This is a genomic window from Pseudomonas sp. 2822-17 (assembly GCF_002742485.1).
GTDB lineage: Bacteria > Pseudomonadota > Gammaproteobacteria > Pseudomonadales > Pseudomonadaceae > Aquipseudomonas > Aquipseudomonas cyclaminis.
The window spans coordinates 39,972-55,148 of record NZ_LJRZ01000057.1; the positions used below are offsets into that span (position 1 = coordinate 39,972).

A 15,177-nucleotide genomic window follows, 5' to 3' on the forward strand; every position below is an offset into this window, starting at 1 on the left:
TTGTCATGCGGGCAATCGTCGACTTTACTGTGAGCGAGTCTTAGTGCAATCACCTATAAAACCGACAAGAGGCGATGCGATGAGCAATCCGACAAAAGCCCGTAAACCCGACAGTACCGTGGATGCCTGGGCCATTCTGTTCTTGATCATTCTGGTGGTGGGAACCGCCGTTTTCTGGGTCAGCCACCAATAAAGGACGTTGATTGAGCCTCGATTGGTTTAGGCATTGCCACTATCATGGCGGCCTAATTTCGAGGCTCAAGCGTCCATGTTGAAGGTGTTGATTACGTGTGTCTGGTTGCTGGGATCGACGTACGGGGCGATGGCCCATGCCACGTCGGTGGTGTTTCTCAATCCGGGCATGTCGACCGAAACCTTCTGGGTCAGCTACACGCAATTCATGCAGGCCGCCGCCAAGGACCTCGGCCTCGATTTGCGTGTGCGTTATGGCGAGCGCGATGTCGCCAACACGCTGCTCCAGGCGCGTGAGGTGCTGCAAGGCAGCCAGCGTCCGGATTACCTGGTGCTGGTCAATGAGCAGTACGTCGCCCCGCAGATCCTGCGCATGGCCGAGGGCAGTGGCATCAAGTTGCTGATGGTGAACAGCGCACTGACCGTCGATCAAGAGCAACTGTTGGGCACCCGCAGTGGTATCCGTTTGATCGGCAGCCTGGTCGCTGACGATGAAGAGGCGGGCTACCTGATGCTGCGTGATCTGTTGCGCCAGCACGGGCCGGTTGCGCCGGGCCAATCCCTCGACCTGTTGGCCTTTTCCGGCGCCAAGACCACCCCGGGAGCGCAGTTGCGCGAGCGGGGCCTGCGTCGAGCACTGGCCGAGCATCCCGAGGCGCGCCTTCGCCAGTTGGTCTACGGCGAGTGGAACCGCGAGCGCGCCTTCGAGCAAGCGACGCAACTGTTCAAGCGCTACCCGCAGACGGCACTGGTGTGGTCGGCCAACGATCAGATGGCCCTGGGCGCCATGCAGGCGTTGCAGGCCAGTGGGCGGTTACCGGGTAAGGACGTGCTGTTCAGCGCGGTCAACAGTTCACCCGAGATCCTGCAGGCGCGCCTGGACGGTCGCTTGTCGAGCCTGGTCGCAGGGCATTTCACCGTAGGCGGGTGGGCCATGGTGCTGATCAATGATGATGCCAAGGGCGTGGATATCAGCGCCCACGGTGGGCGCGACCGCCAGTTGGCGTTGTTCCAATTGATCGACATTCCCCAGGCGCGGCGCTTGTTGGGGCACACGGCACCGGTGAATTTTCGTGCGCTGTCCGCCCAGGGCAAGCCAGCATCCTACCGTTACCCGTTCAGCCTGCAGTTGCTGCTGCGCTAGGCACCGGCCAGGTGCAGCACCAGCTTGACGATGCCAAACAAGGTCAGCGCAAACACGGCTGTGAACACAATCCCCAGGACCACGAAGTGGCTGGGTTTGCCGTGGGTGAAGTCGCGCGTGCGGTTCTTGCCGCTTTGCACGCCAATGGCCGCAGCCATGACGCTCTGCAGCATCTGCCATAAGGTCGGCGGTTTATTGTCCGGGGTGTCCATGAAGCCTCCGCAGGTCGGGTGGTATCGGCGCGGTGCCACCCACAGGATAGTTCAGGAAACGTCATAGCTAAGTACTTCGGATGCGCCCGCGCGCGGTGATCAACTGGTCTCTTCATTATCAGGAGAGTCAGTATGTCGGTAGTTCCCCAGACAAACGTGCCTGCACGGGCGGCAGGCGCATCCGCGAGCATTCATGCCAAGTCATTGATAGCGGCTGTCCCACCGTGGCTGATCGATGCCACACCGCAGCGTCGTGAGGCACTCAGTAAAGCCGATACAACGCTGGCGCAGGCGTATTGGCGCGCAGCCCCACAGCGGCGTCAGCGAGTGCACGATTGCGTACTTGAGAGCTTCACCGAACAAACGGTGCTGGATAAGACGATGTCAGCCTTGCAGGACATCGAGACGTTCGGCCGCCCGTTACTGGTAAAGGCACTCAAGGATCAGTATGGCGTTGAGCTTGCCGGCGGGCTGTCCACCTGGATAAGTCTCAGAAAGTCGCTGCAAGTGAGCTATCTGAATATCGAAGCGCGCACCTATGATTATTTGAAGCTTGAGCTGTTTCAGGCCGCGCTCCACAACTTCGAGGCGAGCGAGTGTGAAGAGGGTTTTTTTCATTCGTCCTCCGGCTTCAGATGGCAAACAGGATCGCTTTCTGAGCCGTTGTTACCGGTGCGCCTGGGGGGGCTGAAAGTCCATCAATTTCTGACACTGTGCCGGCAGTTGAATATTGGCGGGCAGTATCAGGCCTATCTCAAGCGGTTTTTTCACCCCACCGAAGCTTCTGTCGAGGCCTCCTTAAGGTTGCAATTCGCCCTCAGCCAAAAGGCCGCGATGCGGGCCGCCGCCGAATTGGCTTTGTTGCAGCAGGATATCGACGACGATGTCTACGCCATGCTGCTTCGCGTCATTGAAGGCGAGCGCTCACCCCGTATCGGGGCGCAAACCGTGCTGGTTCGCGACGTTGGCCTGATGAATCTGCGAATCACCGGCTGCGTGATGTTTCAGGTCATGGCGGGTGAGAAGGTTGATTACCCCATTCTTTACATACCCCATGACCCGTACCACCCGCTGAAGCGCTATCGCGATTACGACCACATGCTTGCGACGTTGAACGACCGGTTTATCACGCCAGGCGCCCCCACGCAGCGGGTGACAGGCCCCACGGCTTACCAGCGTTTTTTCAGTCAGTTCGTGAGCCATGCCGATTGGCCGCGTTACTTCAGTGAGTTCACGCAGGATGCCGCAGACGCGACTTTTCGCGAGAAAATCGGTTCCACTTTTCCCGGCATAGGCGATATGTATGAGTTGGTCAGTCGCATGACGCCTTTTCGACTCAAAAATTTCCCACCCTTGCCTCGATCTCCCCAGGTGCCAAACCCGACGCCCTATCTGGCGCCCGCAGCCTTGGTGTTCAAGGACAGTCCGGCGGGCGCTGACGCCATTGATCTTTGGACGTATCTCTACAATCAAAACCGAGACAAGGTTGTGTCGGACGCCGCCAGTTATGCCGTCCCCACCGCGGACGTCGATGCCAGGGTGCGTCAGCGAAAACTGGCGATGTTTCTCAATGTGGGGGTGTTCGTACTGGGTTTCGTTGCCGGCTTCGTGCCTGTGTTGGGTGCAATCATGCTGGGGGTCATGGTCGCACAGCTGTTGTACGAGACATTTGAGGCGGTGTCAGAGTGGAGTGAAGGCGATCGCAAAGCGGCCAAGGTGCACCTGATCGACCTGGCAGAAAACCTCGCCTTGATCGGGGTGACCGCCGGCGTGGGTAAAGCCCTGAGTAGACCAAGGGTCGAACCGGTCATTGAAGGCACGGTAAGGGTCAGCCTGCCTGACGGTAAGGCGCGTCTGTGGAAGCCTGACCTGGCACCCTACAGGAGCGACGTGGTGTTTGATTCCGCAGTCCGGCCAGATGCGACGGGTCAGTACATGCGTGGAGGCAAGACTTACATCCGTATCGATGGATCATTCTACGAAACGAGCTTTGACGCCGATCTGCGCAAATGGCGAATCAGACATCCGCACGACGACATGGCTTACCAGCCAATCCTTGAGCATAACGGCGAAGGTGCCTGGCGACATATTCATGAGTATCCGCTGTCGTGGGAGCGCCTGAAGCTGCTGCGTCGCCTGGGGCATTGCGCGGAGGGTTTTTCTGATGAAACCCTGAGCGCCGTGGGTGAAATAAGCGGTGTCAGCGACGACCAGTTGCGAAAAGTGCATATGGACGGCTTGCCTGTGCCGGCGGTGCTGGCCGATACCCTGGAGGATTTCAAGGTCGACCAGCAGGTTGATGAGCTGATCGGCCAGATTCGTCGGGGAACACCGAGGGACGCTGGCTATGAGTACGCGTTGGGTCTCGTGGTCGAAATGCCAGGCTGGCCGCAGGCAAAGGTATTGGAGGTGTTTGCAGGTTCTGAACCCGTGGGGCACCCGCGTGTCGATGTCGGCAAGACGCCCATCGAGCAACTGGTGGGTAGCACTGGCCCGCTAGGCGAGGAAGCGGCTAACTGCGCGTTGGGCCAATTGGGCAGCCGTTTCGAACCGGTTACCCCGCTGATCGATGAATGGTCTGGTGCACCCTTGAAAGAGCCACTTCAGGTCCAGGAAACGACGATTTTCAGCGGGCGCTCCGTGCGCCATGGTCGGCCTCTTTCACCGGGCGCTAACCAGGCCACTCTCAAAATCAGTATTGACGATGTATTCCAAGGCAAGCTCGCATCGACTGTCTTGGCTGGCCTGAGCGAAGACGAAGCCGCCCAGCTGTTGGGCAGCGAGTCAACCTGGGGAGGGGCCACCAGAACGCAGGTCTTCAATCAGAGGCTTGCAGACGTGGCGCTGCAAAGACAGCAGGCCTTGTTCAGCGCTCTGTTGCGCGCAAGAAACCCGCACCACGCCGCCACCGGTTCGCTGCACCGGCGGTTCCCCACGTTGTCAAGACGAGCACACTCGCAACTGCTCGACCTGGATACCGGCAACGCCGCAGAGCGCCTTGATCTCGCCGCGCGTATCGCTGTGCAACAGGGGCGCCTTGGACGGGCACTCAGCGGGCTGCATCGGGACAGGCTAGCCGGCGTCGACAGCGACTGGCTGGCCCTGCATACCCTTGCGCGCCTGCCAGGGTGGCCTGAGGGGCTGCGCCTGGAAATACGCGAAGGCCATATCAACGGACCATTGAAGGCCGGCATAGGCGAAGAAAGCGCGGCAATGCGCAGATACCTGATCAAGATCGACGAGCGTTTTCAAGCCGTTGACGCGGCCGGCAATGCGCTGAATGAATTGCCCCCCCATGGTCGTAACTTCTATGCGTCAATCATGCATGCCTTGCCGGACGAAACCCGTCAAGCGCTGGCGCTGCCGTCGACCAGCCAGGGCGCCGATTTACAACAGGCGTTGGCCGCGTATGCCAGGTCGCACCGAGACGTTGTGGCCAATCAAGTGTTCAAGCTGCGCATCCCGAGGTCAAAGCCCTCATGGCGTCTGCCGAGCGGGCGTTTGGGCTATGAGTTGTCGGGCAGGAGCAAGGCTTTTTTCCTGAGTGAACAGTTGATTCCTCAGTTACGCAGTGTCTATCCGAATATCCCTGAAGAGGAGGCTGAGGCATTTTTGTGGTCTCGAAGGCGCGACGGTGAAAGCGATGCGCAGGTTTCGCAGATGCTTTCCTCGCGTCAACGCGAACTGGCGGCATTACAGCTCAGGCTCGCGCAATGGGCCGGGCAGGACGGTTATCGCTCACGTGTTGCCGACGATGTGATCGGCTGTTGGCGCCAGGGCCTGGACCGGGATCGCGCGCCCAGTGCGGTTCTGAACATTCGCGGGGCGCAGCCGCTGCCGACGCTGGAGGCAGACTTTTCCCATGTGCGTACAGTGTCGTTATCAGGCGCCAGATTGCTTGCCGAGGGGAGCGAGGCTTTGCACCGGTTGTTACCCCGTTTACAGCGTCTTGAACTCTACGTTAACCCCATGGACCTGGACGCGGTGGCCGCTCGGTTGCCAAGCCTGCCCGGTATTACCGAACTGTCGATTCAAGGGCCTTCACTCACGTATTCCAGTGAGGCGTTGCAGGCTATCAACCGAATGGCGGGGCTGGAGCAGCTGGTTCTCGGGGGGGCTCTTCAAACGCTGGACGTCAGCGAGTTGACATCATTGCGTCGCTTGACCGTGTCGGGGGCCCTGGGGGCTTGGCCGCGTGGCGTCACTGCGCTTGAGCACCTTGAGTCCCTCGATCTCTCGGGTACCCGATTGCATTCGGTGCCGCCTGAGATGTTCAGCGGGCATGAGCGCGTGTGGCGCGGTTTGCAGATGAATTGGGCAGGGTTTGAATCCCAGGACTTCAAAGCGGTGTTTGATCACTTGCAGGGCAACCCCGCGCATCTGATGGATGAGGCCCGGCTGGTGCGGGGCTATTGCGAGGGGGTGCTGAGAGGTCTCTGGAACGGTGATCCGGTTTTTGTTTCGAGTGCCATGGCCGAATTCAGCGAGCAGGGGTTGTCGCCGCTGATGCGTGTGGCGCGTGTGAACACGGTCCGTGAAGAATATCAGCGACTGGCCGCAGAGCTTGAACAATGGCGGCAGCAAGATGCGTCCCGGGAAATGGCCGCCGAAAAGCTGCTGGAGTGTTGGCGTGCGGGTTTAGCGCAGCGCTTTATCACCCCTGGTCAGCCCGGCCATTTCGAGGGCGATGCGCCGGCAGGCTCGCGGCTCGATCTGTCAGGAAGTCGGCTGGGTGCTTTGCCGCCGTTGCCGACGGCCGGTTTTGCCCATGTTCGCGACCTCAACTTGAGCGGTGCAGGTGTCCCCCTCGAAGCCATCAACCCGTGGCTCGACCATTTTACCGGGCTCCAGGCCGTCAGCCTTGCAGGGAACAACCTGACGGAACTGCCGTCGACACTCACTCGATTTGAAACCCTCAGGCAGTTGGACCTTTCGCGCAACAGGTTGGTCATTACTGCGCCCACACAAGCCCGGTTGAACACGTTCGCGCAGCTTTCATCCTTGCAATTGCAGTACAACCCAATCGGCAGTCTGGATGCGCGCAGTCTCGAACAACTGCGTAGCCTGGACCTGAGTCACAGTGCAATTAACGCCTGGCCGCAAGGCTGGCAACACCTGGAACGTCTGGACCTGAGCCACAGTGCGGTGACCGCTATCCCCGAGGCGGCCTTGGAGGGGCATGATCCCTTGCTGCTCGGCACCAGCCTGCGGGGCTGCCGCCTTACCACTCATGCACGTGCGCAAGCGCGGTTGTTTGCGCGACGCTACACCCAGGATCACCCAATGGACACGTTGGAAAACCCATTGGGCATACCCCACGACCTGCTGTTTCAGGGGTTGACCGGAGGCGACCCTGAGTATTTCCCGGATGACCTTCACCAGCGTCCCGAGTGGCTCACTGCGCTGCCCGGTATCTCAGACCCCGCGCGTGTCAGGCCAACCCCAGCCGAGCGGCTGCAACGGCTGAACCCTTCGCTGGACGACGCCCAGGCGCAGGCATGGATGGATGAGTTGGGTGTCAGCGGTCACGACGCGTTTAAGGTCGAGGCCAAATTGGTCGAGTGGGAGAGGCAATACGACGAGTGGGTATCGCTGTTGAATCAGTGGATCGGTGCTGAGGATTATCAGAGTGAAAGCGGGATCAGTGCGCTGGACCGGCGCAGGGCGGCGGATCGATTGCTGCAGGGTTGGCGTTTCACGTTGCGGGCAGAACCCTCGGCGTTTGTGCCAGAGAGCGCTCAACAATTGAGCTTGTCGGGCCTGACGTTGGGGGATCTACCTGCCGTGCCGGCTTATTTCGCGCATGTAAACGAGCTTGACCTGAGCGGCGTCGCCCTGACGGCAGAGGGCTCCAGCGGGTTTCTGCGCAGTTTCGCCCATGTAAAAAACTTGACGCTCAGTCATAACGCGCTGCCCGTCTTGCCGAACGTGCTCAACGAATTTCATTCGTTAAGCCGGCTGGACTTCAGCGGTAACCGACTGCGTAACTCGATCGTATTACAGCCGCTCCTGGGCAATATGCCTGAACTGGCATGGTTGGACCTGAGCGGCAATATCCTTAGACGGGTGGATGCCACGGGCTTGAACAGGCTTGAAACACTGAACCTGCAGCACAACCTCCTGGAGGATTGGCCGAGCGCTGCGCTTGAGCTGCCACGGCTGCGTCAGATGGACCTGGGCAACAACTGGATCGAGACTATCCCTGCCGCCGCCCTGGAGCCGCGGCATCAACAATTGATGGCCGGCACCACGCTCTCGGGAAATGAGCTTGGGCTGCATGAGCTTGAAGATTTACGCACCTATCTGCTCCAGACCGGCAATGGTCTGGGGTATTCCGCCCAGGAGCTGGAAGGCCTTATCAACCCCTCTCGCTCGTCCAGTGAAGCCGAGTTTTCCGGGGCGGAGCACGTCTTTCAAAATCACCCGGACATTGAGCCTGTGCACGTCCAGAAAAACCGTTGGTTTGCCACGCTGGAGGCTGACTCCACCAGGCATGCCGCGTGGGATGTACTCGTGGCTGAAGAGGGCAGCGCGGACTTTTTCTTTGTGCTTTCCCGGTTGGCGGACACCGTAGACTTTCTTCAGTTTCCTGCCGAGTTGAGGCGGCGAGTATGGGCGGTGCTGGACGCGATGGGCGATAGCCTGCAACTGAGGCGGTACATATTCGCCAGGGCGACGGCCCTTATACCGGGTGCTACGTGCGGTGACGGTCGAATCCTGATTTTCAACGAGCTTGAAACGAGCGTCCTGGAGTTCGATGCGCTTAGAGAGTCTGAGCTGGCGCAAGACGGCGCTGCGCTGTTGGCACTGGCCAGGAGCATGATCCGTCTGGAGGCGGTGGAGGACATTGCCCGGGCCGCTATCGAGCGCAGCCCCCATATCGATCCCGCCGAAGTACGGCTGGCTTACCGTATCGGCCTTGCCGAGCGTCTACAGTTGCCCACGCAACCCTCGGGCATGTTGTATGCCGACCTGGCACAGGTCAGCCAGGCCGATATCGACGATGCCTACGTTGATGTCCTGGCGCGTGAACGCGAACCAGGTTTCGATGAAAAACTGATCACCCGTGAATATTGGCTTAATTACTTGAAAAACAAATACGCCGACGAGTTCTCGGCGCTGGCCCACGCGCTCGATAAGCAGATTGATGCACTTGAGGAGCGTTTTCCGGAGGTAGGCCCCGCGTATTTGAAGGAGTACGCAGAACTGGGTGCCAGGCGCAGCGAGCAACAAACCGCGCTGGCTATCCGGCTGACGCGGCAGGAGCGAGAGCGACTCCAGCGTTAGGGGCGGGCCGATGCAGGCGTTCGATAACGCCTGCATCGGCTGCGTGCCTTAGTTGTCGTAACCCAGGTTCGGCGCCAGCCAGCGTTCGGTCACGGCCAGGTCCTGGCCCTTGCGTGCGGTGTAGCTGGTTACCTGGTCCTTGTCGACCTTGCCCACGGCAAAGTACTGCGCCTGCGGGTGGGCGAAGTACCAGCCGCTGACCGCCGCCGCCGGGAACATCGCGTAGTGCTCGGTGAGGAACACGCCGCTGCGCCCGGCCTGCATCTCGCGGGCTTCAGGGTCCAGCAGTTGGAACAACTGGGCTTTCTCGGTGTGATCCGGGCACGCCGGGTAGCCCGGGGCAGGGCGGATACCGCTGTACTGCTCCTTGATCAGCGCTTCGTTATCCAGCTGTTCGTCCTTGGCGTAACCCCAGTGTTCTTTACGTACCTGCTGGTGCAGCCACTCGGCACAGGCCTCGGCCAGGCGGTCGGCCAGGGCCTTGACCATGATCGAGTTGTAGTCGTCGCCCGCGTCCTGATAGGCCTTTGCCACCTCTTCGGCGCCGATGCCGGCGGTGGTGATAAAACCGCCGATGTAGTCGGTCACGCCGCTGTCCTTGGGCGCGACGAAGTCGGCCAGGGAGAAGTTCGGCTTGCCGTCGGTCTTGATGATCTGCTGGCGCAGGTGGTGCAGTTTGGCAATCGGCTGGCCATCTTCGCCGTAGACTTCGAGGTCATCGTCCTGCACCTGGTTCGTCGGCCAGAAACCGAATACTGCACGGGCGCTGATGAGTTTTTCGTCGATCAGCTTCTTGAGCATTTCCTGGGCATCGGCGTACAGCGCGGTGGCGGCTTCACCCACCACTTCATCGGTAAGGATGCGTGGGAACTTGCCGGCCAGGTCCCAGGAGATAAAGAACGGGGTCCAGTCGATGTACTCGGCCAACACGTTGAGGTCGATATTGTCCAGCACCCTGGAGCCGGTGAAGGTCGGCTTGACCGGCGTGTAGCTGCTCCAGTCGAACTGCGGCTTCTTGGCGATTGCCACCGGGTAGCTCAGGCGCTCGGTGCGCGCACTGCGGTTGGAGGTGCGCTCACGTACATCGATGTATTCCAGGCGAGTCTTCTCGACGAAGCCAGCCTTCAATTCCTTGGACAGCAACTGCGTAGCCACGCCCACCGCACGGGAGGCGTCGGTGACGTAGATCACCGCGTCGTTGCTGTACTTGGGCTCGATCTTCACCGCTGTGTGCGCCTTGGACGTCGTCGCACCGCCGATCATCAGCGGCAGGTGGAAGTCCTGGCGCTGCATCTCGCGCGCCACGTGCACCATCTCGTCCAGGGACGGGGTGATCAGGCCGGACAGCCCGATGATGTCGCACTTCTGTTCCTTGGCCACCTGCAGGATTTTCTCGGCCGGCACCATCACGCCGAGGTCGACGATGTCATAGCCGTTGCAACCGAGCACCACGCCGACGATGTTCTTGCCGATGTCATGCACGTCGCCCTTGACCGTGGCCATCAGGATCTTGCCCTTGGCTTCGGGCTTGTCGCCTTTTTCCAGCTCGATGAACGGAATCAAGTGGGCCACGGCCTGCTTCATCACGCGGGCGGATTTGACCACCTGGGGCAGGAACATTTTGCCCGCGCCGAACAGGTCGCCGACGATGTTCATGCCGGACATCAGCGGGCCTTCGATCACTTCGATCGGGCGTGCGAACGACTGTCGGGATTCCTCGGTGTCTTCAACAATGTGCGTGGTGATGCCCTTGACCAGCGCATGTTCCAGGCGCTTGTTCACCGGCCAGCCGCGCCATTCCTCGGTCTCGGCTTCTTTGACGCTGCCGTCGCCCTTGTACTTGTCGGCGATGGCGAGGAGGGCGTCGGTGCCTTCCGGGGTGCGGTTGAGCACCACGTCTTCCACGGCGTCACGCAGCTCGGCCGGGATCTGGTCGTAGATCTCCAACTGGCCGGCGTTGACGATGCCCATGGTCAGGCCGTTGCGGATCGCATACAGCAGGAACACCGAGTGGATCGCCTCGCGCACCGGGTTGTTGCCACGGAACGAGAACGACACGTTGGACACGCCGCCGGAGGTCAGCGCGTACGGCAGCTCGTCGCGGATGTAGGCGCAGGCGTTGATAAAGTCGACGGCGTAGTTGTTGTGCTCTTCGATACCGGTGGCGACCGCGAAGATGTTCGGGTCGAAGATGATGTCTTCCGGCGGGAAGCCGACTTCATTGACCAGGATGTCGTAGGAGCGCTTGCAGATTTCTTTCTTGCGCGCCTCGGTGTCGGCCTGGCCGGCTTCGTCGAAGGCCATTACCACCACGGCGGCACCGTAGCGCTTGCACAGCTTGGCGTGATGAATGAACTGCTCGACGCCTTCCTTCATGCTGATGGAATTGACGATGCCCTTGCCCTGGATGCACTTGAGGCCGGCTTCGATCACTTCCCACTTGGAGGAGTCGATCATGATCGGTACGCGGGAGATGTCCGGCTCGCCGGCAATCAGATTGAGGAAGGTCACCATGGCCTTCTTCGAATCGAGCATGCCCTCGTCCATGTTGATGTCGATCACCTGGGCACCGGCTTCCACCTGTTGCAGGGCGACTTCCAGGGCTTCGGTGTAGTTGTCTTCGCGGATCAGACGGGCGAAACGCGCGGAACCGGTGATGTTGGTACGCTCGCCGACGTTGACGAACAGCGAGCTGCGATCAATCGTGAACGGCTCCAGACCCGACAGGCGACAGGCCTTGGGAATGTCCGGGATCGGGCGCGGCGCGTAACCGGCCACGGCCTTGGCGATGGCTTCGATATGGCCCGGTGTGGTGCCGCAGCAACCGCCGACGATGTTGAGAAAGCCGCTCTGAGCGAACTCTTCGATGACCTTGGCGGTTTCCGATGGCAGCTCGTCGTATTCGCCGAATTCGTTGGGCAGGCCGGCGTTGGGGTGCGCCGACACATGGGTGTTGGCCTTGTTCGACAACTCTTCCAGGTACGGGCGCAGCTCGCTGGCGCCGAGGGCGCAATTGAGGCCCACGGAAATCGGCTTGGCATGGGCGACCGAGTTCCAGAATGCTTCGGTGGTCTGGCCCGAGAGGGTACGGCCAGAAGCGTCGGTGATGGTGCCGGAGATCATGATCGGCAATTCGATATCCAGCGCTTCAAACACGCCCTGCACGGCGAAGATCGCGGCCTTGGCGTTGAGGGTGTCGAAGATGGTCTCGATCAGGATCAGGTCCGCGCCGCCTTCGATCAGGCCTTTGGTGGCCTCGGTGTAGTTTTCCACCAGTTCATCGAAGGTGACGTTGCGGTAGCCGGGGTTGTTCACATCGGGCGACAGCGAGCAGGTGCGGCTGGTCGGGCCCAGGACGCCGGCAACGAAGCGTGGCTTGTCCGGGTTCTCGGCGGTCTTGGCATCGGCGATCCTGCGCGCCAGGCGTGCGCCTTCGACGTTCAGCTCGTAGGCCAGCTCTTCCATGCCGTAGTCGGCCATGGAAATGCGCGTGGCGTTGAAGGTGTTGGTTTCGAGGATATCGGCGCCGGCATCCAGGTAGGCCTTCTCGATTCCGCCGATCACGTCAGGGCGGGTAATCACCAACAGGTCATTGTTACCCTTGACGTCGCTTGGCCAGTCAGCGAAGCGTTTGCCACGGTAATCGTGCTCTTCCAGCTTATAGCTCTGGATCATCGTGCCCATGCCGCCGTCGAGGATCAGGATACGTTCCTTGAGGGCGTGGTGAAGGGCGTGCAGACGAGCGCTACGATCGGACATGGGACTACTCTGGTCAGGCATTACGGAGGGCGTGGATCATAGCAAACCTGTGCGGATTTGCGGCATGTCAGGCTTTTGCATGAATATCGCTCATGTTGTGAGGGGCGATGGCCCGGTAGAATCATCGCAATTTTTCAGCGCATGCATTGAATCGGGACCGGATACATGTCACTTCGTCTTATCGTCAGCGCCGTCCTGGCCTTGATCGCCAGTACTGCGCAGGCAGCAGGTCCCGCTCCGGCGATTTCCTACACCCGCGACATTCAACCGATTTTCACCGAGAAGTGCGTGGCCTGCCATGCCTGCTACGACTCCGCCTGCCAGCTCAACCTGGGCAGCGCCGAGGGCGCGGCGCGGGGCGCGAGCAAGATGCCGGTGTATGACGGCGAACGCAGCCAGGCCGCGCCGACCACCCGTTTGTTTTACGACGCATTTGGCAAGCAGGCCTGGCAGCAGAAGGGCTTCTATTCGGTGCTGGACGCCCAAGGCAGCCAGGCCGCGCTGATGGCGCGCATGCTGGAACTGGGGCATAACGCGCCTTTGCAACCCAATGCCAAGTTGCCCGATGACATTGTGTTGGGCCTGAACCGCGAAAACATGTGCGCCACCCCTGGCGAGTTCAATGCCTATGCCGGCGCCCATCCCAGAGAAGGCATGCCCCTGGCGGTCACGGGCCTCACCGACCAGCAATACCAGACGCTGCAACGCTGGCTCGCGTCCGGCGCGCCGATTGATCAGCAGGGCCTGGCGCCGAGTGCCAACGAAGCCTTGCAGCTTCTACAGTGGGAAAACCTGCTCAACCAGCCCGGCGCCCGTGAAAGCCTGGTGGCCCGCTGGTTGTTCGAACACTTGTTCCTGGCCCATATCTATTTCGAGAACGGCGAGCCAGGGCATTACTTCCAGTGGGTGCGCTCGCGTACGCCGAGTGGGCGGCCCATCGACCTGATCAACACCCGTCGCCCCAATGACGACCCAGGCACGCGTGTCTACTACCGTCTGTGGCCGGTGCAGGGCGTGATTGTGCACAAGACTCACATCACCTATCCGTTCAGCGCTGCGAAAATGGCGCGCATCAAAGACCTGTTCTACAGCGGCAACTGGCAGGTCAACGCCTTGCCGGGTTATGGCCCGGGCCGCCGCGCCAATCCGTTCGACACCTTCGAGGCGATCCCGGCCAAGGCGCGGTATCAGTTCATGCTGGATAACGCCGAGTACTTTGTACGCACCTTTATTCGCGGGCCGGTGTGCCGTGGGCAGATCGCCACGGACGTGATCCGCGACAACTTCTGGACGCTGTTCCAGGACCCGGACCACGACCTGTACATCACCGATGCGCGGTACCGCGGCCAGGCCACGCCGCTGCTGGCCATGCCGGGGCAGAACGACGACGTGGGCAGTGTGCTCAGCCTGTGGTTAGCCTATCGCGACAAGCGCAACCGGTACGAGGCGCTGCGCCGGGACAGTTATGCCGATTTGCCGCCGCCGAGTTGGTCGAGCCTGTGGGCGGGCAATGACAATGCGTTGCTGAGCATCTTTCGCCACTTCGACAGTGCATCGGTCAACAAAGGCCTGATTGGCGAAGTGCCGCAGACGATGTGGCTGTTCGACTATCCGTTATTGGAGCGCACCTATTATCAGTTGGCGGTGAATTTCGATGTGTTCGGCAACGTCTCGCACCAGGCCCAGACTCGGTTGTACTTCGATTTGATCCGTAACGGTGCAGAGCAGAACTTCCTGCGCTTGATGCCGGCGGACGCTCGTGAAGGCTTTATGGATGATTGGTATCAGAACAGCGGCAAGATCAAGCTGTGGCTGGATTACGAAGCGATTGATGACGATAAACCTACAGGCTTGCACTTGAATGAACAGGACCCCAAGCGGGACTTCGCCAACCAGTTGATTGCCCGTTACGGTGATCTGAATGCGAGCCCGGACCCGATTAATCGGTGTTCTGGCGCGTATTGTTCGCGTGACGGGATTGACCCGGCCTTGCAGGATGCTGAGCAGGCGCTTAGCCGGTTGACGTCGCGTCCGGCGGCGGGGCTCAAGGTGATTGATCAGTTGCCTGAGGCGACGATGCTGCGGGTTGAGACTGCCAGCGGGCAGCGTGTGGTCTATAGCCTGCTGCGCAACCGTGCCCACAGCAATGTGGCGTTTTTGCTGGGCGAGGCGTATCGCTATCAGCCGGGGCTGGATACCTTGACCCTTTATCCGGGGGTGCTCAGTAGCTATCCGAATTTCATCTTCAATATTCCGGCAGGGGACGTGCCGGCGTTTGTGGCGCAGATGGAGCAGGCCAAGGACGCCCAGCAGTTTGAGAGGATCGTTGATCGTTGGGGGGTACGCCGGAGCCATCCGCTGTTCTGGCAGTATTTCCACGATTTGTCGGAGTATGTTCGGGAGACTACGCCGGTTGAGGCGGGGGTCCTGGATATGAATCGGTATGAGAATTTGTGAGTGGTGGGTTGGGGGAGCGCTCTCAGATCAAAAGCAAGCGCGCGGCGGCCTTAGAGCAGACCGGGTTGTTAAGTCGAGCCCCCTCCCACATGTTGATCTCCATATATCAGGTAGGTGTCACCCACG

5 protein-coding genes are annotated in these 15,177 nt (G+C 60.4%); 3 read left to right on the forward strand and 2 right to left on the reverse strand.

The window, feature by feature from the left end:
• The first annotated feature begins 268 nt into the window (after nucleotides 1-268).
• On the forward strand, nucleotides 269-1,336 hold the full coding sequence (locus AOA60_RS00980) for an ABC transporter substrate-binding protein (protein WP_099582793.1): 1,068 nt from the start codon (nucleotides 269-271) through the stop codon (nucleotides 1,334-1,336).
• On the opposite strand, the gene AOA60_RS00985 is transcribed toward AOA60_RS00980, so the two are convergent.
• Nucleotides 1,333-1,548 carry a DUF2970 domain-containing protein gene (locus tag AOA60_RS00985; RefSeq protein ID WP_099582794.1) on the reverse strand — a complete coding sequence of 72 codons (216 nt, stop codon included), beginning with the start codon at nucleotides 1,546-1,548 and terminating at the stop codon, nucleotides 1,333-1,335. The genes AOA60_RS00980 and AOA60_RS00985 overlap by 4 nt on opposite strands.
• Before the next feature lie 132 nt (nucleotides 1,549-1,680).
• Between AOA60_RS00985 and AOA60_RS00990 the strand changes: the two genes are divergently transcribed.
• Nucleotides 1,681-8,835, forward strand: a complete 7,155-nt coding sequence (locus AOA60_RS00990; protein WP_099582795.1) for an NEL-type E3 ubiquitin ligase domain-containing protein — start codon at nucleotides 1,681-1,683, stop codon at nucleotides 8,833-8,835.
• 48 nt (nucleotides 8,836-8,883) lie between these two features.
• Here the strand turns inward: AOA60_RS00990 and metH are convergent, their stop codons facing one another.
• Entirely contained in the window at nucleotides 8,884-12,594 is a 3,711-nt protein-coding gene (gene metH / locus AOA60_RS00995; protein ID WP_099582796.1) for a methionine synthase, read from the reverse strand.
• 165 nt (nucleotides 12,595-12,759) lie between these two features.
• On the opposite strand from metH, the gene AOA60_RS01000 reads away from it, so the two are divergent.
• A complete protein-coding gene (locus AOA60_RS01000) occupies nucleotides 12,760-15,051 on the forward strand; it encodes a fatty acid cis/trans isomerase (protein WP_099582797.1) in 2,292 nt (763 codons plus the stop codon).
• The last annotated feature ends 126 nt before the right edge of the window (nucleotides 15,052-15,177 follow it).

Bases quoted from the DNA above. Each gene is read 5' to 3' on its own strand.
- AOA60_RS00980 (WP_099582793.1), top strand. From the start codon at position 269: ATGTTGAAGGTGTTGATTACGTGTGTCTGGTTGCTGGGATCGACGTAC.
- AOA60_RS00985 (WP_099582794.1), bottom strand. From the start codon at position 1,548: ATGGACACCCCGGACAATAAACCGCCGACCTTATGGCAGATGCTGCAG.
- AOA60_RS00990 (WP_099582795.1), top strand. From the start codon at position 1,681: ATGTCGGTAGTTCCCCAGACAAACGTGCCTGCACGGGCGGCAGGCGCA.
- metH (WP_099582796.1), bottom strand. From the start codon at position 12,594: ATGTCCGATCGTAGCGCTCGTCTGCACGCCCTTCACCACGCCCTCAAG.
- AOA60_RS01000 (WP_099582797.1), top strand. From the start codon at position 12,760: ATGTCACTTCGTCTTATCGTCAGCGCCGTCCTGGCCTTGATCGCCAGT.